The organism is Catenuloplanes nepalensis (genome assembly GCF_030811575.1).
Classification (GTDB): domain Bacteria; phylum Actinomycetota; class Actinomycetes; order Mycobacteriales; family Micromonosporaceae; genus Catenuloplanes; species Catenuloplanes nepalensis.
In genome coordinates this window covers 1,249,704-1,269,345 of sequence record NZ_JAUSRA010000001.1, presented here as the reverse complement: position 1 = coordinate 1,269,345, position 19,642 = coordinate 1,249,704, and the positions used below count along the sequence as shown (strand labels likewise).

Sequence of the window (19,642 nt, the reverse complement as noted above, 5' to 3'; positions counted from 1 at the left end):
GTGCCACCACGAGCGCTTTTGTATTATCGACCGACTCCCGGCTTACGCGCGACCGCCCCAAATCCCGCCACATCCTGGTGCCGTGGCCTGTCACGTTCGGGGACCTCGGACCGCCAATCCGATGCCACTTGCAGCGCCGGCTCGACTAGCTCCAAACCCGCAAAGAATTCAGCGATCTGGGCTTTACTACGGTGAAAGGCGTCAACTTTGCCCTCTGCGGTTCGCCGCGCGTGGTCAGCAGCCAATTCCGGCGGAAGGGTATCGGTAGAAAAGTGTAGCATAGCGAGATAACTACCCGACGGCAGCGCGTCCACCAGAGAACGAATGATCGCGTAGGCCTCGTCATTATCCTCGATGAAGTGGACGACGGCAATCAACATCAGCGCCACTGGCCGCCTAAAGTCGATGACTTCTCGAACCTCGGGATTGCCGAGGATCCGCAGCGGGTTCCGGAGGTCCTCTTCGAGGTAAACGGTCCGCCCTTCGGGGGAGCTGGTCAGCAAGGCCCGCGAGTGCGCCATTACCATCGGGTCGTTGTCGACATAGACCACACGGCTACGTGGATTGATCCTCTGAGCAACTTCATGCGTATTGTCCGCCGTAGGCAGACCCGTACCGATATCGAGGAACTGGTCAATACCGGCTTCTCCGGCAAGAAATTCCACCGCGCGTCGAAGGAACTTTCTTCCTTCTCTCACCGATACACCCACGCCGGGGAACAGCCGCTCTATCTCGCGACCGGACTCTCTATCGACCTCGAAGTGATCCTTCCCTCCGAGGAGATAATTGTAGCGACGTGCAGAATGGACAGTAGTCGTATCGATCAGCATGGACCTTTCCACCATGTTCTCAAACGTCAGCCCTTTCAACGGCGCGGTGGGCTCATCGAAGATTTTCCGAATTGCAGTAAAGACACGCTCACCCTCGGTAGTAAGGGCCCATCCGGGGTGAGGCGCACCCTCGATCCTCCGGTTTTCTACCAAGCCGAGGCCCTTCAGCTTCCTGAGCTCAGTGTTGATAAGTCCATCACCTGGAGCGCCAGTCTTGAGCGCGATCAAGTCGTTACGAAGTTCGGCCCAGCGCTTCGGCCCACCCGCCAATACGCGAAGGATGGGCTCGCGCCACTTGGGTTTGACGACTTCGTCAACGATTTCCTGCCGAGATAGTGTCACGCCCTTGTTCCGTCCTCCGGTCGTTCCAGGGGGCACGCAGTCATGACAGGACCACCCCGGATCTCGAGTCCGCGACCGACCTCGCGGTTGCGAAGCAGACCATGCGGTGGTCGACATCGTACCCTCAAGCCATACAACCGAGCACCGTGGATTCCCGCCAATGGAGCGAGGCAAGGTTAGCTTCGTCCGCCGCCGAGCCCGATTGACCACATCCCGAGGACTGCTGACGCCCTGCAGTGAATGCGCAGCGGGTCATGGCCGGCCACGAAGCACGAATCTCTCCACGGCCCACCGCACGCGAGCCGCTAGGTACACGAATTAGGAAACCAAATTCATTTGTGATCTACGCCACATCGTTCGAACGACGTTGCGCCAACGACGCTGCACGCGCCGCGTCATTTCTTGGCCGTAGCGCTCCCAGTCAATGTGCGATAGACAGGTGACGCCTCGCATTTCATCGCGCTGACAGTCGGGCATCAATCCCGCCACCCACTCAACATCCCGCACCTAACTCACGCATCACCGACAGCCGGAGCCGCCTCGGCCGAGTGCCAGTTCGGTCATACACGGCCGGGCGAAGCGACGAGGCGCAATGCTGAAAGGATTCAAGAGATGACGGTTGACTGGCACAGAGCCATCCGACAGCTCGAACAACTCAAAGTGGCCATACCAAATCCATTTGACGTCGGCAGCTTTACGCAGACGGTAGCTAAAAGCCGGGGGAGGCCGATTCAGGTCGTCAATGTCGATACCGACCGTACGCACAGCGACTTGCATGCCTTTTGGTGGGCCGCCCCAGACGTCGACTACATCATCCCCAACACGTCAGCACCCGCACTAGTACGGGAACACGGAACGCTCCACACCCTGTCGCACATGCTGCTTGGCCATGTGGGTTCATCGCTGGCGGAGACCATAGCAGCGCAGTTCCGGTTCGTTGATGCCCTAAGCGTCTTGCGCCGCTCTGGCCACGACACCAGAACCACCCGACCACCCACGCAGCAGACCGAGGGCCGCTGTTTCGAGATTGACGCCGAGGCAGTGGCCAGCCTGATTGCAGTACTCCCCGACGCATTCCCCAGTAAGGTGCCCCAGCAATACAGCTTCGCTGCCGCTCGCCTACCGGCGGCGAGCCCTGAGCCAAGGACTGACACGGACAACCTTTACAAGACAATCTGGCCACTCTGGCGCAGCGTCGTCCACGACCTCAGCATGCCCCGACTCGAGAGCATTCCGCCTCAGCCTCATCCCACACTTCGTAGAATCCATCTATTTCGCATGACTGTAGAGATCACAGAAGGCCTCCACCATTTGCGACGATTGCTGGATCCATACATTGCCGAAACAGCTCGAAAAGGGGCACGCAACGCCGGGCTGCCACCAGGAAGGAGCTCGGTCGTCGCCGAGGCCGCCTGCATTGCCGTGGCAATTGACAGAGCGGCGGCTATTCACACAGGAGACAGTTCCCTGCCAAGCCGACTCAACGAGTTGCCAACAGGGCGTACGGTTACGTGGCCCATAAAGCTATATAGCAAACACGCCTCAAATGGCACCCGTTGGCTGGCGGATATAGCCCAAACCGTACGCACCTCGTCGATAGTCCACGAAGTGCGCCGCGGAAACAGCCCAGCCTCGCACATTGCACGATTCCGACGCTTCGGAATAGAGAACTTCAACGAACAAGCAGTGAAGGCTCCTCATCCACCTCGTACCCGGTGGGCACATAGCTGCTGATCTTTGCTCACCTCGTTGCGGCGCACTCTGGTAAGCCGCGACGTCCTCGGCCGACGGCCACCGATGAGGTTGGCCAGCGATGTGGTCACGTCCGCTGGCCGGTCAGGCGCGGTAGGTCTCCGGGGTCACGATGAGCCGACCGTCCTTGGTGAGATGGCCGATGTCGCCACTGGTCGTCCACGGCGCCCTGGCGCGTTCTCGGCAAGGCTCGGTGGTGTCGTGACGCACGACCCTCGGGTTGCGCGCCTCGATCGGTCCTGCGTCCGGTGTGCTGCCCGGGGTGTGGCCGCGATGGGCGATGCGGATCTGGAGGCCGGAGATGGGTGTGCCTGCTTTGCTGGTGCCGGGGAAGAGGGCGCCGTCGTGGGCGGGTGGCTCCCACCAGTAGATGAGTGTGCCGGGTGGGAGGGTGCTCTCGAGGTGGGCGTAGGTGAGGTCAGGTCGTCGCGTGGTGATGATCGTGTTCAGGTTGGTCAGTGCCTCGTGGGCCGGGTTGGTGGTGATGTCGCTGGCCAGGCTGGTTAGGTGTGGCTCTGCTAGCAGCGCCCAGGTGGGCTGGTGGGTAGCGATGATGTCGGCAACTGTGGTGGATGGGGCGTGCGGGTCGCATAACAGCAGGGTGGTGCCGCGGGCGAGGATCCGTAGCGCGGTCTCGGCGGCCTGGTGTTCGTGCAGGGGAAGTGTGATCAGTGCGGTCCGGCCGGGTCCGGGCAGTCGCAGGGCGTCGGCTTTTCGGGGGTGGGCGGGTGATTCGCCTCCGGTGACGGTGATCCGGTAGGTGCCGTCGTGGGCGCTGCCGGTGGCCAGCCAGGCTCCGCACCGGTGCGGTAGCCGGGTCGCGCGGTCGATCAGGCTGTCGTGGCGGCGGCTGGGCAGGCGTGCGTCGATGGGTAGCGGCACGCCACCTGCCAAGGTGACGGCGACGATGTCGACGGTCGTGGTGGGGTCGTCGGTGGCCGGTAGCGCTACCAGCCGGCCGTCGGTGACGGGTAGCCGGTCGGCGAGCGCGGCTGCGGTGGCGTGTAGATCGGCGTACGTGACCGTGAAGCCGTCGCCGATGATTGCCGGTAGGTGCGGTTGTCGTGCGGCGTGCGTCATGATCGCGGTGCGTAGGTCCGGCCAGGGTTGCCTGCCGCGGTCCGGTACGGTCGCCCGGCCGCGGCCCGGCACCGGCGTTGCGGTCCGCTGCGGTTCCGCGCCGGTCGTGTCGGTGCTCGACGCCGTGGCTGCGGCCGGTATGGCGGGACCGGGCAGATAGCGGATCGTCACCGGTGAGGCATCCGTGGCTTGCCGCGCCAGGGCGGGCGACTCTCGTGGTGTGGTGAGTGCCCACACGGCGTCGGGGGTGAGGTCCAGTGCGGTACCGATGACAGATTCCGGCCAGCCGTCGGCACGTAGCTCGCCGATCAGTGCGGCAGCGTCGCCGCGGGCGATGGCGGCGCGTAGCTCGTCGGTGATCTCGTCGGGTAGCGTTGCGCTGGCCGGGAAGATCGCGTCCTGCTCGGCGCGGCACCAGCTCTGCCACAGGCGCAGCATCCATCGCCGGTCGGCGTGGTGGGGGTGGATGCGGCCGGGGTTGATGTAGGCGTCGACCATGCCCGCGGTGATCTGTGTGTAGGGCAGCGCGTGGGCGGTGAGGAATCCGCGGATGAAGGCGCGGCAATTCTGGACGGTGGTCTCGACCAGGCCGATGTCCTTCAGGTATTTGCTGAATGTCTCAAGCCCGTCATCGACGTGGGGATCCCGTGTCGCGGTGAGGCCGGCCCGTTTCCTCTCGTACCTGATCAATTCCGCAGGCACGCCGGCTGCCTCCGCTAAGCGTGTCGCGGTGAGTCCCGCACGGTCGTAGTCGGCCAGCAGCTGGGCCAGCCTCATGCGCCCGTCCGCTACGGCGGGTGAGCTTCGATGTTCGGCGCGGATGAGGGTGATCAGCCGGGTCAGCTCGGCTGCCTGTTCCGGATGCAGCGCGGGAGGCGGGGCCGTGGGGATGTCCACGTGCTCGCGGGCGCGGCGTTTGCCGGCCGATGTCGCGGTGCTGGCGCGCTGGAGGATGGCGCTGTCGGTCAGGCCAAGCACATAGCCGATCGATGCCGGTGGCCAGCCGCGTTCCAGGATCGCCGCTATCAGCCCGGTGTGCTCGTTGCGGGCGGCGGAGGTGTGCAGTTCTGCCTTGACGCTTGCGGGCAACGGCGGCGCCAGGAGCACGACCTCCCGGACGGCGGCTGCGCCGGACGCGCTCGTGGTGGTCTCGGTATGGCGTGATGCGCATCCAGCGGCACCGTCACTGGCAGGCGACGTCGCGGTCGTTGTGTCCATGATGTTCCTTGGCAGTGGTTACGGCGGGGCTGGCTGGTGGGGTGGTCATCGCAGGTGACCGGTGGTCACGCCGGTCGCGGTGGCAAGGGGGCGGGCGGCGCGGGGCTGATCGCGATGCTCGGCGTGCTGCCGTCCGTGATGGAGGTCGTCGCCGGTGGCGGTTCGCTGCTGGTGGCGAGGGCGGTGATGAGTGCGGCTGACGCGTGCGGGTCGAGTGCGTGCGTGCCGAGTTCGCGCCAGAGAGTGCCGTGGAGCTCGACATCGGCTGGTTGGTGGAGGTACGTGGCACCGGCGAGGTCTTCGCGGTACACCGTCGTGGGTGCCGACCATGTGGTGTCGGCGGGTGCGAAGTCGAAGATCGCGAAACCTGCGTGCGCGAGGGGCCGGTGTGCACCGGCGCTGAACGGGATAACCCGGATCGTCGTTGCTTCGCGCTGGGTGGCGTCGCGCAGGTGTAAGAGCTGCCGGTGGTGGGCGTCCGGTCCGGCTATCTGCCGGTGCAGGACCGCCTCATCGACCACCACATCGAGCGCCAGCGGGGCGGGTCGTTGGAGGAGTTCCTGCCGACGCATCCGGACGGTGAGGTGCTGCTGTATCTCGGTGCTGGTGAGGCCGGGTTGCAGGTGGCAGACCGCCAGCGCGTATTCATGGGTCTGGAGCAGATCCGGCACGAGGGCGCTGGTGTAGAGCCGGATCCGGCAGGCCGCGTTTTCCATGCTCACGCTCAGGGCGTGCCAGGCAGGTACGACACCATACTGTTGCCACCATTCGCTGCGGCGGCTCTCCGCGGCGAGCCTGAGGGCCAGCGAGCGAAGGCCGCCCTGGATCTTGTAGGCGTCGCAGAGGTCGCCCATGTTCTTCGGGTGCACGGAGATTTCGCCCGCCTCGATCGCCAGCAGGTGGCTGGCGGTGAAGTAGGTGCGCTGCGCGGCCTCTTTGGCGGACATGCCGGCGGCAGTCCGCGCCAGGTGCAGGAGTTTGCCCAGGGACCAGCGGGCGAACGGGGAATGCCGCGTCGATAGGCTCGACGCGATCCGGAAGGGCTGCCGGGTCATCGCGGTACTCCCGCCGGGCCGGCCTGCGCCATGGCGGTCACCAGCGCGTTACCGCCGCGATCAGAAGCCCGGCAAGCGCGAAGATGATGCTGAAACCGAGCCAGGTGATAGCCCGATTGACCGCACGGTACAGGCGCCAGTTCGCGTGGAAGAGCACCCACGTCTCCTCCACCGGCTTCCCGCAACTCGACCGCGGGATCATGCGCGGCCGCGGTGATGCAGCGCAGGAGATCATCGGCACTCGCGGTACGGGTGTCGGCCAGGAAGCCCGCGTGAACGCGGGTCGCACGGATACTGCGGCCCACGTCGATGGTGTGCCGATCATGGTCGGAGAGGTCCTCGGCGCCATCGACGTGGTTCATCCGATAGAGCAGCGCGGCGGCGATGTCGATAAGCCGTGCTTCGGCCAGGGCGCCTGTCACTGCACGTTCGTCCGGCCAGGAGTGGTGGTGTCATGTGGGGCCGTGGTGCCGCCGAGCGGGATGGTGGTGATCGGCTGCCAGGTGATCTTGTGCCCGTCGTGGGACTGCGCGACCAGCGCGATCTCGTCGACGGTGAAGGTGGTGTGCGGGATGGGGTTGTCGGACAGCCAGACGCGCAGGTCGCGGTCAGGGACGTCATCGGTGGCGTAGGCCAGGGACATGTGCGGGTAGTAGCCATCGGCCGGGTGTGGGGTGCCGGGGTCGAATCCGGCCACCTGGTACGTCACGTCGGTGATGAGCCGGCACAGCTGCCGCGCCGGCTGGCCGGGAGTGATGGCTGCCTCGATCGCGACCGGTCCCGGTACCGGTCGTTCCACCGTCATCTGCCATGGGGTGATGCGGGTGCAGATGTCGCGGACGGCGGCGATGATGTCGGCGCGGTGGGCGTCGCTGACCACGGCGACGGGGGCTGAGTGGAGCAGGGTGCAGTGCAGCCAGGCCGCGTCGACGGCGGCGAGTCCGGCTCGGTCGGTCAGCGCGGCGTAGGCGTCGGTCAGGCGGGCGGCGGCTGCGGGCGGCGGCAGGATGTGCCAGTGCAGATCGGGTCGCCTGGCCGGCCAATGGTGGAGTAGCCGTGGTCCGAAGAACGTCTCCATCATGAGTTTTCCCTTCTGGTGCGGGTGGTCGCGGCAACGTGCCGGGCGTGGTCTGGGGACGGTGGGCGCGCCCAGGCCGTGGATCGAAATGAGGCTGCTGATGTGTGCGGCTGACGCCTGCGCGAATCCCCTGGTAACCGGTGGTTCGTGGCAGCGGGAGCAGGTGGATGGCGGCGCGTCAGGCCGGAAGCACCGACGCGGCCGCGGCCGTGGCCGCGTCGCGGGCGGCCGCGATCGCAGCGGTCGATGCCCGGTCCGCGCGCCATGCCAGGACGGATTCCGATGCCGGGAGGCCTGCGACGTCGCGGAAGACGACCTCGGGGTGCTGGTGATCGTCGTCGGCCAGCGCGGGTGGCATGGCGATACCGCGGCCGTTGGCGACGGCGCGAAGCAGCTGCGGGACGTCACGGACCACCGGCCCGTAGACGACGGGTGCCTTGCCCGGACGTGGGTCGGCGGCCCACCACGACAGCCACGGCGCCGGCATACCCGCAGGTGCGTCAAGCACCGGATACCGCGCGAGGTCGCGCAAGGTCACCGGCCGGCGGCGACGTGCCAGCGGATCTGTTGCCGGCAGGCACACCATCCGGGCCACCGTGGCCAGTGGTGCTGCCTCGATCCCGTCCGGGAGTGGCCCTTGCAGCAACGCGACGTCGACTTTTCCGGCGGCGAGGGCTTGGAACTGCTCCCCGAACGCGAGCTCGCGTGTCTGTACCCGCATGTCCGGCCGGGCGGTGCGCAGGTGGTGGAAGAACGCTGCGGTGTGCGGCTGCGCCGCCTCGAGGTCGGCTACCCCGACGATCAGTTTGCGGTCACGGTTTTCGCGCAGCGAGCCGGCGGTGGCGATCACGTGATCGATCGCAGCGACAGCCGCCGCGATCACCGGCACGAGTGCGTGGCCGTCCTCCGACAGACGCACTGACCGGCTGGTGCGCTCCAGCACGCGGACCCCGAGGGTCTCCTCCGCCGCGGCGACCTGCATGCTGAGCGCCGACTGGGTCAGGCCCATCGATGCGGCGGCCCGCCCGAAGTGCAGATGTTCGGCAACCGCGAGCAACAGCCTCAGCTGATGCGTGCTCGGCGCACCGACGTGCTCTGGGGTAGACAAGGTCTCCTCCGAACGGGATACAGGTTGATCGTCATCCAGGTGGCCGGCCACAGCGGGTGGGCCGCGGGCCGCCGGTGTCAGCGGCTGAACGGGCGCAGCGGTGTGACCTTCGGCATCCACGCGCAGGTGATGTCGGGTATCGCCGTGGTGCCGGACGCGGGTGTGGTGGGCCGCAGGAGGACCGTCGCGGTGGGCAGCTCGACCGTCACGGCACCATCCGGCTCGCCGGCACGGGCGCCCGTGTGCGGTCGGATGGCCTCGGCTAACGCCTGGGAGGCGAGCGCGGCGAGCGTCCGGCCGCGCGGGACGTCAGGCCACACGATGGCGCGCTCGCCGAACATCGCCCACGGGCTGTTCCGCAGATGAGGCGGGGTCAGGCGCACGGCGGTCGCGATGGCCGCCTCGGTCTGTGCCGGCAGGTCGGCGCGCAGCCGCATCAGGTGTTCGCCTATCAGGTTGTCCCCGGTGTGGCTGTTGGACACGATCAAGGGCCGGCTGCCGGTGTCGAGCAGCATCGCCATCATGCGCGGATGCTGCATGAGTCTCGCGGTCACGGCGCGCCGGATCACGTCGGGCAGCTCTTCACGCCAGCCCGAGCGGACGTCTCCCATCGTCGACAGCACCTTGGCCTGGCGCGCAGATGATGCGTAGGCGATGCGATCGGCCATGTCCGGGGCGGCGGTGCGTTGAGCCCAGATGTAGTGCTCGACGGTCGGCCAGATCGCACCGAGGACGAACGGGAGCCGGCCGCGCGTGCACAGGAAGCCGTAGGGGTCTTCAGGACTGCGGACCACGAGCGGTGGAAGGCTACTGGCCGCATCGTCGCAGAGGTCGCCGTTTGGCGGCGGAGTCACGGACGGCACACGCGTGCCCTTCTGTGGTCGTGAGGCGGTGTACCGGAGTGAGAGCGGTGTCCACCGATGTGCCGAAGGCGGTGGCCCTGCGCGAGAGAGCGTGGCCGCTTGCGCCGGTCGCCGGCCGCAGGGCGGCGGTTCATCGCCGGGCCTCGGGAAGCCGGACGGCGGTGGCGGTGATGAGGGCAGGCTGGTGCTCCGGCGGCAAGGCACGCCGGCAATGGTCAATGAGGACTTCCGGGTCGAGATGGCCCGTGGTGAGAGCACGGACCGCGATCGCGTGTCCGCGGCGGTCATCGGGGATGGCGTGCACGCGACAGGAAACCACCGCCGGGTGGTAGCGGACCGCGCGGAAGATCCGGTTGAAGGCCACCCGGGTGCCGTCGACGACCGCGCGGTGCGCGGTACCGAGGTCGACCCAGGCGAGGTCCCCGGCGGCCGTGACCATGCCGAGGTCACCGACGCTGTGCCAGGTACCGGGTTCCGGGCAGGGTGCGGTGATGTCGTGACAGGTCAGGTCGTAGGCACCGGTGCCTTCGAGGGTGCCGGTCCGGCCGGGGCCGCAGACGTTACCGTCGGCGTCGACGATGCGGATCCGGCTGCCGGCCACCGGCTGCAGCAGGCCCGCCGACTCCTGCACGCAGGTGTAGCCGAGCCGGTCGTACACGCGCAGCATCCGGGTACTCCCGCGGGCGCTGACGGCCCGCTGCAACGCCGCAGTGTCGCTGGGGAGATCGGTATACATCAAGGCGCGCAGGCCCGCGGCGACGGCATCGGCGGGTCCGGTAAGGAGAACGTCCAAGTGCTCGGCGCTGGGCATCGCCCACGCGTCCGGCCAACGGCTGACGGCCTGACGCCAGCAACTGACCGGTGAACGTGGACGGCCGACGAGCACCGTGATGCCGCCGTCCAGCAGATGCCGTAGCACGGTATGGAGCACAGGCAGGCGACGCAGCCTCTGACTGACCAGGAGCACCTGCCCTGGGCCAGGCCGCAATGCCGGTGTGAGCGGGGCCAGCGGCGCGGCACCGCCCAGCACCACCGTCCGGTCGCCGCCGCCGTAGCGCGCTTCACCGGCCAGCCACGGACGGCAGGTGTGCGGCAGCCGACGCGCGCGCCGGTCACAGGGCTGCTGCTGATTGCTGACCCGGGGGATGCCGGCGGCCAGCCAGACGGCGAGAACGCCGATGATCAGCTCCCGGCCGAACGGCGCGACGTCGACGAGTCTTCCCGGGGCGCTGTCGAAATCCTGGGCACGCCGGGCAGCGGCCGTGACCAGGTCCGCCACGGTGAGCGTGCCGTCATCGTCGATGATCGCGGGCCGGTCCGGGCTGGTGTCAGCCAGACGTTCCAGCGCCTGCCCGATTTCCAGGGCGAGATCGGCGTGCGGCCTAGCGGCGCCGTCAGGTGATGGCATGGCGTTCTCCGGTAGAGCTGTCGCGGCGAGTGCGCTGTCGTGGCGTACCGGCCCGGGGCGTGGCGGCAGCCCTCCGCCGGCCTCGCGCGGCGGGAGCAGCGGTGGTCGGTGCGGACGAGTCGAGGGACCGGGGCGGCCACCCCGATCCACGCGATGCCCGCGGTCTTCGCCGCGGCGCCGTAGGACGGCGGGTAGGCAGTCCCGGTAGCCGATGCGACGGCAGCGCGTCGGGGTTCACCGGCTGAACGGCCGCAGCGGGACGACCGACGGCGCCCACACGCAGGTGATGTCGGTGTCCAGCGCAGCGCCGTCGGCCACCGGCACGGGTGGACCGGGCCGCCACAGGACGGTTCCGGTCGGCGTGGCGAACGTCCCGGCGTTGTCCGGTCCGCCGCCGTTCGCCTGCCCGTGTGAAGGAGTGGCCGCGGTGAGCGCGCGGAATGCGTGTGCGGCGAGGTTGCGGGCGCGCGGCGGTTCAGGCCAGACGATGGCGCGCTCGCCGAACATCACCCATGGCCGCCCGAGCAGGGGCGCAGGCGTCAGGGTCGCGGCTGTCTCGATGGCCGCGGCGAGCTGCGCCGGCAGCGCAGCACGCAGCCGCATCAGCTCTTCGCCGATCACGTTGTCGTCGGTGTGCCGGCTGCTGACGACCAGCAGCCGGTTCCCGGTGGCAAGCAGCGCCGCCACCATCCGCGGGTGCTGCACCAGGCGCGCGGTGACCGCCCGCCGGATCACGTCGCGGCGTTCCTGCGCCCAGCCGTCCCGGACGCCGGCCAGCCGCGACAGCGCGGCCGCCCGGCGTGCCGTCACCGCCGCCGCGATGACCACCGGCACATGGGGGTCGTTGACACTGCGGGCCCGCACGTAGTGCTCGACGCTTGGCCACTCCTGCCCGTCGAGGACGAACCGGAAGCGGGTGTATGTGGTCAGGAAGCCGTATGGGTCATTTCGGTGCCGGACCACGAGCGGCGGCAGGCTCCCGGGCACGCCTTCGGCGGCATCGCCGATCGGCGACGAGGCCATGGGCAGCACAGGCGCTCCCTTCTGCGCAGGCGACGGTGCGAGCTGGTGGGCGGTGCCCGGCGCGCGTATCCCGGGGCGCCGGGCCTGTCGTGAAGGTCCGGTGCCCTGCGCCGGGCACCGCCGGAGGGCCGCCCGGTCCCGATGGCCGTGGTCCGGGTGGTCCTCCGCTGAAGAAGGCGTGGTGCCGGGCGTCATCGTCAGGGGGTGTAGGGGACGGCGATCGTGGGGTCGACGAGCGAGTCGACGGTGATCTCGCTCTGGTGTTTCAGGACACCGATGGCCGCCATCGACGCGATGCCCCTGTTGAAGCGGGGGCCGGTGATCGTGCCGACGCCGTCGGCGCCGTACACGTATGGCCGCAGCTTGGTGATCTCCTCGGCCGCGGTGTCGCGGTCGTAGGTGGGTTCGGCGGCGGCGAGGGCGTCGGCGGCTTCGCCCGGGTGGTCGATGGCGTAGACGAGGGATTCCATCGCCGCGTCCCGGAAGCGTCGCACCAGATCGGGGTCCCTGGCCAGCAGGTCGCGGCTGGTGGTCCAGGTGTTGCTGTAGCCGTCGGTCAGCCACGTGCTGTACGTCAGCATCACCGGCTCCCGGCCGCCGAGCTTCCTGCGCAGTACGGGGATCCCGGTGACGTTGTCAGTCACCGCATCGACCTTGCGGCTCACCAACGCGCCACGCAGGTCGCCCAGGGGTACCCATTTGATCGCGTTGTCGTCGACGCCGGTCTGACCGGCCACGGCCGGGAAGAGCGTCTTGTTGACGCCGCCCTCCTGGTAGCCGACCGTCTTCCCTTCGAGGTCGTTCACGGTCGTGATGCCGGCGTCCGGGTGCGCGGCGATCGCGCTGATCGTCTGCTGGTAGATCGCCGCGATCCCGACCCACGGCGCCTGCGCGCGCGGGTCCTGGTTCAGCCGGCCGTCGTAGATGAGGGCGAGCGCGTTCAGATCGGCGATCACGAATTGCGCCGCACCGGATTCCAGGGCCGCGATGTTGTCGCCGGTGCCCTGCCCGGCGACGATCGTCAGGTCGATGCCGCGCTCGCGGAAGAAGCCCTTGGCCTCGCCCACGGCCCAGGGGGCGTCCTGGCCCTGGATCCGGATCGCGGTCAGGACGGTGACCTTGGTGAGCCCGCCACTGGGGCTGGTGTTCGGGTTGGCGTCGCCGGTACATCCGGTGGAGCCGAGCAGGACGGCCGCGATGACGGCGGTCAGGAGCCTGCGGGGAAGTCGTGCGTTCACGGAAGGGGTGTTCCTCTCACGGTTATGGCCCGTGCAACGGGCGCGCGGCATCACCGCGAGACCAGGAATGAAGGCTGGTCCGCGGTGGCCGCAGTGGTGCGGAATCTGGGGTGGGGCGGCGGTGCCGGTTACCGCTCGACAGGGGGCCGGCACCGCCGGTCTAGGAGGCGGCGCGGACGCGGCCGGTCGTGCAGTACGTCAGGTTCCCGATGATCGAGGTGTCCGGGTCGGCCATGACCAGATGCAGCCTGGCGAGCTGGTCCGGGCCGAAGCCGTGCGCGGCCAGGTCGACCGCTTTCTCGATCGAGACGGCGGTGACGAGGTCGGTAGCAGCGCTACCGCCGTTCCAGGTCGTGCTCCACCGGTGCTGTTCGACCTCGTCGAATCCGGCGTCGATCATGTGGTGGACCGCGTTTTCCGCGAAGGTGCCGTCGTTGCCGGTGCCGGCGAGGACTTTGCGGAGTGCGCTCTGGTAGTCGTCGAACGTCTCGCGCGCGCCCACCACGGCGCTTGCGATCAGCTTTGCGGGCTCACGGCCCCAGTCGATGGTGGTGAACCGGCCCCCGTGGCGCTGGCGCTGCCGGGCCTGGACCAGCAGCTCACGCCGGTTGGTGAGGTGGGCCAGGACGAGCCGGGCGATGTAGTGGTGCGCCGGCTGTGCCGGGAGCGGCTCGCGGGTGAGGTCGTGCACCCGCGCCGTCACACGTGGGTGCGCGGGAACATGACGTGGGTCGAGGTCGAGGGCGAGCACGCTGCCGGTCGGTCCGACCTGGCGGGCCAGCCACATGGTGAGGGTTCCGGCCCCGGGGCCGAGCTCCACACAGTCCTCGCCCGGCCCGACCAGCGACTCCAGCCAGGAGAACGTGATGCCGTCGAGCGTGCCGGCGAGCGCGTGCAGGCTGCCAGGGGCCTGGTCGCTGCCGTTGTCGAGAAAGTATGCAGGTGACGGGGCCGTATCGCCCGACGCCGTAGTCGTCATCCAAGCTCCTGAGAGAGGGCATGCGCGTGCCGCCGACGCCACGCCCGGCAATGGATGCCAGACGGTGGTGTGGAGTGCGGACGTCCGGTCTGCCGTGGGCGGCCGCCTGGGCGGTGCGTCACGGGAGCGGGCGGCCACCACTACGCGCTCGCATAGGTCGCATAGTGATATGAGGAGTCTATGTGAGCCATGTGATATCCAGCAAGGTTGTCGTGCACGCAAATTCCACAGCCGGCGTAGCCTTCGCCTCAGGTGCTGGACACGGGTCAGCAACCGTGCAGGCGGCGGCGGGAATGACCAGCCCGGTTTGTCGAGCACCGTGTACGACCCGGGCGAAGGTTGACGGGCACGCGGGCTGCCGTTCGCTAGCAAAGTTGAGCCCTTGCGCCAGCGAACGTCGTCTGTGGTCAGGGTCTCCGCCAGTCACGCTGGCCGGTCAGCGCCTTCACGGACGCCGTCGATGGCGCCCGGTGCCTGACGGCGGCTGACGCCGGAGGAGATGGCCAGCCCAGGGTGGCGCCCGCGCACTCCGACGAACAGATCGCCACGCATGTCTGCGACAGGCGTGCGGCTCGCAGAACCCGCCGGCGCGGCGCCCCGCCAACATGCGGGGCCGTCCCGTGGATCACGGGTGGCCGGGCTGGGCTCCGTGCGCCCCGCGCGTGTGGGGCCGGGAGTGGTGTTAGGCCGCGATCAGCGCGGTCGGCGTGACGGGCAGCGCTATCGTGGCCAGTGCCTTGAAGACGTCGTGGTGGTCGCTGATGTCGGCGGCCTCGGACAGCCGGATTTGGACGCTGTAGGTGTCGATCACGACGGTCGGCACGCCCGCGCCGGTGCGCGGGTGGTAGATCGCGAACGGCGACTGCGGCGGGTACGGCCAGCCGGCCGCGCGCGGCAGGATCAGCACCTCAAGGTCACCGGCGTCTACCAGGCGGGCGAGGTGCTGCCGCACCGCGGACGGATCGGCGTCGTCATCGCCGGCGGCGGCGTTCAGCGCGTGCGGGGTGATCAGCAGCCGGCCCGGGCACCCAGGCGCGGGCGCGTCCGGCAGCAGGGGTGAGGGCACGGTCAGTGGCGCGAACCAGAACGCCTGCCGCGCGGTCTGGAACAGCTGCTCGTGCCCGGCGCGGCCACCGGCGGCGCCCCGGTAGAGAGCCGGCCATGCCAGCGCCTCGTCATCGCCGTCCACCAGCCGGTCCAGCTCCCCGATGTACTCCGGGGATTCCATCCGCGCGATCGCAACCAGCACGTCGCGATGGGCCGCAACTGACAGTGAAAGGTCTGCGGCGCGTTCCCGGGCGGCGTCCAGGCAGACCGCCCGCCACAGGTGCACCTCCGCGCGCCGGGCCGAATAGGCGCCGGACTCCATCCGCGATGCCTTGCTCTGGCTGACCGCATGGTCCGGGTCGGCCGTCCGCATCGCCGCAGCGAGCTTCGGTCCGGACAGGCCGGCGGCCTGGCGCATCCAGCGCAGCTCGGCACCGATCGGTGGAGGAGTGCGCTCGGACACGATCCCTGCCTGCTCTGGTAGACGGCGGCCAACGATGCAGCCTAGGCAACGCCGCGCTCTACCAGCAAACCCGCCCGGCCCCGCCACACCAGAGCAACCGATGCGCACCGGGCGAAGCGGTCGGGCGTGCGTGTCTTCAGAGCAGTCCGCGCCGCTTGCGCACGCCCCGGCAACCAGCGACCCGCCCCGCCCACCGCCGTCAGCGTGTATAGGCGACCGCAGCCAGCACGGCCCATTGGGGCAGGTCGTCGGCGTCCTCTGGATCGGGATGCCAGGCGGTGACGGGAACGACACCCGCCGCGACCAGGTCGCACGCGGCGGGCAGGAGCCCGGCGATCTGGTCGCGGGAGCGCACGGTCACCGGCATTTCCGCCTGCGCGCACAATTCCAGGGCGCGCTGCTGCCGGAGCCGGCCGGGCGGTGCCGGGTCCGGGCCGATGCGGGACATCACCAGGTAGCTGCCCGTCACGAGGTTCTCGCTGATCCGGCGAAGAATCCGCGCGGGTGCCGCCGCGTCGCCGACGAAGCCGAACACCAGCCCGGCCAGCACCGCGACCGGCTCACCGAAGTCGATCAGGTCCAGTACCTGCGGGTGGTAAAGGACCTGCGGCGGGTCACGCACCATCCGGCAGCCGAGGTCGACGACGATCGGATCGATGTCGGCGTACACACCACCCGCGTCACCGGCCGCAGCCCGCGCGACCTCATGCACGCTATCGACCGCCGGGATACCGGACCCCGATATCCACGAACTGGCGGACGCCCTGGGCGAGCAGCCAGCGCACCGCCCGGCGCAGAAACGCACGGTTCGCGCGCGCCGCCAGAGTCACTCCCGGCACGCGCGTCTCGGCCGCAGCCAGAAAGGCCCGGTCGACCTCGAAGTGGTGCACCCCGCCCAGCCCAGCCCAGCGTCGTACACCCGCGCCGCCTGCGGATCGACGATGTCCACGCCGGGATCCACCCCGCGACCAGCCGTCACCGCCCGCTCCCCCTGCCCGCACCGGAACGCCGCCGACGGTGCCCGGCCCGGATCACGCACGTCCTCCGTCCCGCTCCCCGGCACACCGGTACGCGACGGCGGGAAACTCAGCAGGCCGGCATGCTCCGGGCCGAGCCACGCCAGGAAATCGCTGTGCACGCTTCCCGCGTGCGCGGAGCAATCCACCAGGTTGTCCACCGGCCGGCCCTCCGCGGCCGCGGCCACGGCGCTGTCGCACCCGAAGCGGCCCCGGATCGTCGCCACGGGCTGACAGGCGGCCGGATCGTCGCTGGCACCGATGAGGGCGTTCAGGCGCGGCGCGGCCAGGTCGCCGTGCACGAGGGCCACGCTGCACGCCCGGCCCTCCAGCGCGGTACGCAGCCCCAGAGCAAGATCCTGTCGGCTGCGGCGACAACCTCGCCGGCGAAGCAACCGCTACCTGGCCTACCCATCCATCCACCCCGCACTCGAACGGACCCTGGACATCCGCTACGCCGGTGCCGGCGTGCGGGTTCCGGGCGGGCTCACGACATCGAGTTCGAGGCCGGCCGCGCGCCGGTCGCGGTCGGTTAACGCCGGGTCAGCTCCCGCGACAGCACCCGGCGCAGCGCGGTGACGACTGCGTCGGGTGCGAACCGCACGGCAGCCGCCTGCTCCGCGCGCCGCACGGCGGAGAAGATCTCGTCATCGTCGGCCACCCGTAGGGTCGCGACCAGCCACCCCTCCAGATCATCGAGCGCCTCAGGCAGCCGCAACGCCTCCTCCGACGGCAGCAACCCTTCATCAGCGGACTCGGGCACCGGCTCTCCGGCCGAGGCGTACCGGCCGGGCGGCAGCCCCACCCGGTACGGATGCACACACACCGCAGTCCCGTCCGGCCCGACCCGCCAGCCGACCTCGCGCCGGTAGCCGAACTCCCGCCCCGGCCGACCCAGCACATCGAATTCTCCAGGACCCAGCATCTGCGCCGGGCAGATCCCGCAGGTGTCCTCACGCCACCTCGGCCTCGGTCCCATGCAACCCATGCTATCGACGAACGCGGTACCCACACGATGACCAGCATTTTTCGCCACGCCGCGCCATCACTCATCGAGCACGCCCTCACCGACGCCCGCCGCTGGCGTCAAGGCCACATCATCGACGACCGCCCCGCCCACGCCCACGCGACCCAGGTCGCCACCACCCTCATCACCCACCAGCCCGACACCCGGCCCCACCTGATCGCCGCGCTCCTGCACGACAGCCCCGACTTCGTCCCGGCCGGCTCGAACCTCGACAGCTACCTCACCAACCGATACAGCCCGGAAACGACCCGAGACGGCGCGGCCAACCGACAGGTTACGGAAAGCTCCCCTGGGAAACCCGCCCCCGTCCGAGGGAATCAGAAAGCAGCTGGCGGGGGTAGCGGTGCGACCTCGCGATCGACGTAGGTGACGACGTCTTCGCCGGCCTCGTACAGGGTCTGGATGAGCCGGCGGCAGGTGCTGGTGAGATCCGTACCGGTGTGCCGGATCGCGCCGTCTACCGCGCCGTTTTCGTTGTAGCGCACCTCGAAGGTCAGGTCCGGGCCGAGGCAGACCAACTCGGGCAGCGCGCCGTGCGACTCGTGCGTGCGCACGAGTGAGACGTCGATGACACGGATCCGGTCGGAGATGGTGCCCATCAGCCGCAGCAGGTGTAGTTCCCACTGCAGGTACGGCGCCAGCGGCGTTTCGATCACCCGCACCCGGTACGAGGTCAGGCCGACCTCGCGCATCCGCCGGGCGTCGTCCTCGTACTCCGCCCGGCGCGCTTCCATCAGGTGCAGGGCGGTGTTCCAGTCACCGGCGCGGAAGGCTTCCCAGCTGGCATCGCCGGGCTCGGTGAACGTCTGCTGCCGTTCGAGTTTCCAGAAGTCGTGCTCACGGATGTTCCAGAACCGCTCCGCGAACTCGGCCTTGAACGCTGCGGCGTTCAGCCGCCGCCCGCGGGGAAGGACCAGAGTGTCGGGCATGGCGAAGGCCTTTCCTGTGTCGTCGGTGCGGTGCCGCGACCCGATGGGGTGTCGGCGTTGCGGGCCCGGTCAAAGGCCGGTGGGTGGGCGAAGGTGGGCGGTTGCGGAGCGGGTGGCGTCGATGCGGCCGGTCGCGGCGCACCAGCGCAGCCAACGCCGGAAGTGACCGGTCCTTTCACGTGCCTTGGGTTGCTGCCGCAGCAGGGCGACGTGCGCGTCGACGATGTCGTCGGTCACATCGGCCGGGTCGAGGTCCGGGTGCCTGAGCGCGAACCGGCGCAGGGTGTGCGCGTAGCTGTCCACGGTGGCGGGGCGCAGAGCAGCGTCGGTTGTCAGGTGCGCGATGAACGCGTCGATCAGCGGCGCCCACCGTAGGAGTTTGTCCGGCTCGGCCGGGACGTTGCGGCGTCTATCCCGGCGTGCCTGGTAGGTCTGCGACGGCGGCAGCTTGCCCAGCCCGGCACGCCCGAACCGCAGATAGATGGCGCTCTCCGCGACTCCGGCAGCGGCGGCGAGAACCGCGACCGGCACGTCCCGCTGACGGTGTGCGTGCAGCAGTGCGGTGAAGCGCTTGGCGGCCAGTTGCGCCGGATGATCCGGTGGCTGACCGGCGCGGGCCTTAACCGCGACTGTCTGCAACTCAGCCAGTTCCGCGGCCTCATCACTGGCCAGCGTCGGGTACGGCGGAGTGAACGGCACCATCACGCCCGCCGCGCGCACGGCGGCCTTCTCATGCTCCGGGGCTGATGTCGCGGCGTAACGCACACGAGACCATTTGCAGTTGAGCGCGTTGCCCATGCCCTGCCACGTCCAGCCGACCTCATAGGCGACCGCGGCCAAGGCGCGCCACGTCAGGTCCCCGGACGCGCCGCGCAGCACCTCGACGAGTGCGGGCGGCAGCCGCGACTCCCGGCGCATGACGCGGGCGGTCCTCGGCTCTTGGGCGGTGTCGCTCACCGGCGGGGCCCCTCCGGAGTCGGGCGCGCGAAGCATCGTGGGCGTGGTGCCGGCCACCGGCCGTGCCGGCCTGCACCGCGGCGTCCCGCTGCCCGTGCCACGACCTGTACCGGCGCGTAGGCCGCTCGTCCACGCCAGCGATGGCGCGGCCTCTGCGCAGGCGGCAGATGACGTCCGGGTGACCTTGGTGGCACGACGATCAATGCTTGCTCCTCACCTATGGGACGCT

Annotated in this window: 20 protein-coding genes; 2 read left to right on the top strand and 18 right to left on the bottom strand. The window is 69.2% G+C overall.

Annotated features, from left to right (window positions below):
- Window positions 1-23: 23 nt before the first annotated feature.
- Complete coding sequence (locus J2S43_RS05310; RefSeq protein WP_306827430.1) at window positions 24-1,172, bottom strand: SAM-dependent methyltransferase; 1,149 nt, start codon at window positions 1,170-1,172, stop codon at window positions 24-26.
- A 612-nt stretch (window positions 1,173-1,784) separates the two neighbouring features.
- Here J2S43_RS05310 and J2S43_RS42135 point away from each other — a divergent pair.
- Window positions 1,785-2,906 carry a DUF6545 domain-containing protein gene (locus J2S43_RS42135; RefSeq protein WP_370881599.1) on the top strand — a complete coding sequence of 374 codons (1,122 nt, stop codon included), beginning with the start codon at window positions 1,785-1,787 and terminating at the stop codon, window positions 2,904-2,906.
- 102 nt (window positions 2,907-3,008) lie between these two features.
- Here the strand turns inward: J2S43_RS42135 and J2S43_RS05305 are convergent, their stop codons facing one another.
- From J2S43_RS05305 to J2S43_RS05240, 15 genes are all read right to left on the bottom strand, one after another.
- Window positions 3,009-5,222: an AMP-binding protein gene (locus J2S43_RS05305; RefSeq protein WP_306827429.1), complete on the bottom strand. Its 2,214-nt coding sequence runs from the start codon at window positions 5,220-5,222 to the stop codon at window positions 3,009-3,011.
- 65 nt (window positions 5,223-5,287) lie between these two features.
- The gene (locus tag J2S43_RS05300) at window positions 5,288-6,277 is read right to left on the bottom strand and encodes a Scr1 family TA system antitoxin-like transcriptional regulator (protein WP_306827428.1); all 990 of its coding nucleotides are present in this window, start codon (window positions 6,275-6,277) and stop codon (window positions 5,288-5,290) included.
- Entirely contained in the window at window positions 6,274-6,699 is a 426-nt protein-coding gene (locus J2S43_RS05295; protein ID WP_306827427.1) for a hypothetical protein, read from the bottom strand. The genes J2S43_RS05300 and J2S43_RS05295 overlap by 4 nt, the downstream gene beginning before the upstream one ends.
- A complete protein-coding gene (locus J2S43_RS05290) occupies window positions 6,696-7,358 on the bottom strand; it encodes a 2'-5' RNA ligase family protein (protein WP_306827426.1) in 663 nt (220 codons plus the stop codon). The genes J2S43_RS05295 and J2S43_RS05290 overlap by 4 nt, the downstream gene beginning before the upstream one ends.
- A gap of 175 nt (window positions 7,359-7,533) precedes the next feature.
- Window positions 7,534-8,583 carry a LysR family transcriptional regulator gene (locus J2S43_RS05285; protein ID WP_306827425.1) on the bottom strand — a complete coding sequence of 350 codons (1,050 nt, stop codon included), beginning with the start codon at window positions 8,581-8,583 and terminating at the stop codon, window positions 7,534-7,536.
- A complete protein-coding gene (locus tag J2S43_RS05280) occupies window positions 8,541-9,326 on the bottom strand; it encodes an NADAR family protein (protein ID WP_306827424.1) in 786 nt (261 codons plus the stop codon). The genes J2S43_RS05285 and J2S43_RS05280 overlap by 43 nt, the downstream gene beginning before the upstream one ends.
- Window positions 9,327-9,456: 130 nt before the next feature.
- Window positions 9,457-10,734, bottom strand: a complete 1,278-nt coding sequence (locus J2S43_RS05275; protein ID WP_306827423.1) for a class I adenylate-forming enzyme family protein — start codon at window positions 10,732-10,734, stop codon at window positions 9,457-9,459.
- Window positions 10,735-10,968: 234 nt separating this feature from the next.
- A complete protein-coding gene (locus tag J2S43_RS05270; protein WP_306839203.1) occupies window positions 10,969-11,757 on the bottom strand; it encodes an NADAR family protein in 789 nt (262 codons plus the stop codon).
- Between the two features lie 197 nt (window positions 11,758-11,954).
- Entirely contained in the window at window positions 11,955-12,995 is a 1,041-nt protein-coding gene (locus tag J2S43_RS05265) for an ABC transporter substrate-binding protein (RefSeq protein WP_306827422.1), read from the bottom strand.
- A 160-nt stretch (window positions 12,996-13,155) separates the two neighbouring features.
- Entirely contained in the window at window positions 13,156-13,974 is an 819-nt protein-coding gene (locus tag J2S43_RS05260; protein ID WP_306827421.1) for a class I SAM-dependent methyltransferase, read from the bottom strand.
- Window positions 13,975-14,656: 682 nt separating this feature from the next.
- The gene (locus J2S43_RS05255; RefSeq protein ID WP_306827420.1) at window positions 14,657-15,484 is read right to left on the bottom strand and encodes a Scr1 family TA system antitoxin-like transcriptional regulator; all 828 of its coding nucleotides are present in this window, start codon (window positions 15,482-15,484) and stop codon (window positions 14,657-14,659) included.
- Window positions 15,485-15,683: 199 nt separating this feature from the next.
- On the bottom strand, window positions 15,684-16,214 hold the full coding sequence (locus J2S43_RS05250; RefSeq protein WP_370881749.1) for an SAM-dependent methyltransferase: 531 nt from the start codon (window positions 16,212-16,214) through the stop codon (window positions 15,684-15,686).
- Complete coding sequence (locus tag J2S43_RS42130; RefSeq protein WP_370881598.1) at window positions 16,198-16,323, bottom strand: SAM-dependent methyltransferase; 126 nt, start codon at window positions 16,321-16,323, stop codon at window positions 16,198-16,200. Before J2S43_RS42130 ends, J2S43_RS05250 begins: the two co-directional genes overlap by 17 nt.
- The gene (locus J2S43_RS05245) at window positions 16,311-16,802 is read right to left on the bottom strand and encodes a hypothetical protein (protein WP_306827418.1); all 492 of its coding nucleotides are present in this window, start codon (window positions 16,800-16,802) and stop codon (window positions 16,311-16,313) included. The genes J2S43_RS42130 and J2S43_RS05245 overlap by 13 nt, the downstream gene beginning before the upstream one ends.
- 230 nt (window positions 16,803-17,032) lie before the next feature.
- Complete coding sequence (locus tag J2S43_RS05240) at window positions 17,033-17,425, bottom strand: hypothetical protein (protein ID WP_370881748.1); 393 nt, start codon at window positions 17,423-17,425, stop codon at window positions 17,033-17,035.
- Between the two features lie 90 nt (window positions 17,426-17,515).
- Here J2S43_RS05240 and J2S43_RS05235 point away from each other — a divergent pair, with 90 nt between their 5' ends.
- Window positions 17,516-17,893, top strand: a complete 378-nt coding sequence (locus J2S43_RS05235) for a hypothetical protein (RefSeq protein WP_306827416.1) — start codon at window positions 17,516-17,518, stop codon at window positions 17,891-17,893.
- Here the strand turns inward: J2S43_RS05235 and J2S43_RS05230 are convergent.
- A complete protein-coding gene (locus J2S43_RS05230; protein ID WP_306827415.1) occupies window positions 17,845-18,456 on the bottom strand; it encodes a DUF6879 family protein in 612 nt (203 codons plus the stop codon). The two genes, J2S43_RS05235 and J2S43_RS05230, sit on opposite strands and share 49 nt — an antisense overlap.
- Before the next feature lie 69 nt (window positions 18,457-18,525).
- Entirely contained in the window at window positions 18,526-19,413 is an 888-nt protein-coding gene (locus J2S43_RS05225) for a site-specific integrase (RefSeq protein ID WP_306827414.1), read from the bottom strand.
- Window positions 19,414-19,642 lie beyond the last annotated feature (229 nt).

What these genes read in the sequence shown, in the direction of transcription:
- J2S43_RS42135 (WP_370881599.1), top strand. Translation starts at nt 1,785, where the DNA reads ATGACGGTTGACTGGCACAGAGCCATCCGACAGCTCGAACAACTCAAA.
- J2S43_RS05305 (WP_306827429.1), bottom strand. Translation starts at nt 5,222, where the DNA reads ATGGACACAACGACCGCGACGTCGCCTGCCAGTGACGGTGCCGCTGGA.
- J2S43_RS05300 (WP_306827428.1), bottom strand. Translation starts at nt 6,277, where the DNA reads ATGACCCGGCAGCCCTTCCGGATCGCGTCGAGCCTATCGACGCGGCAT.
- J2S43_RS05290 (WP_306827426.1), bottom strand. Translation starts at nt 7,358, where the DNA reads ATGATGGAGACGTTCTTCGGACCACGGCTACTCCACCATTGGCCGGCC.
- J2S43_RS05275 (WP_306827423.1), bottom strand. Translation starts at nt 10,734, where the DNA reads ATGCCATCACCTGACGGCGCCGCTAGGCCGCACGCCGATCTCGCCCTG.
- J2S43_RS05270 (WP_306839203.1), bottom strand. Translation starts at nt 11,757, where the DNA reads ATGGCCTCGTCGCCGATCGGCGATGCCGCCGAAGGCGTGCCCGGGAGC.
- J2S43_RS05260 (WP_306827421.1), bottom strand. Translation starts at nt 13,974, where the DNA reads ATGACGACTACGGCGTCGGGCGATACGGCCCCGTCACCTGCATACTTT.
- J2S43_RS05240 (WP_370881748.1), bottom strand. Translation starts at nt 17,425, where the DNA reads ATGCTGGGTCCTGGAGAATTCGATGTGCTGGGTCGGCCGGGGCGGGAG.
- J2S43_RS05235 (WP_306827416.1), top strand. Translation starts at nt 17,516, where the DNA reads ATGACCAGCATTTTTCGCCACGCCGCGCCATCACTCATCGAGCACGCC.
- J2S43_RS05230 (WP_306827415.1), bottom strand. Translation starts at nt 18,456, where the DNA reads ATGCCCGACACTCTGGTCCTTCCCCGCGGGCGGCGGCTGAACGCCGCA.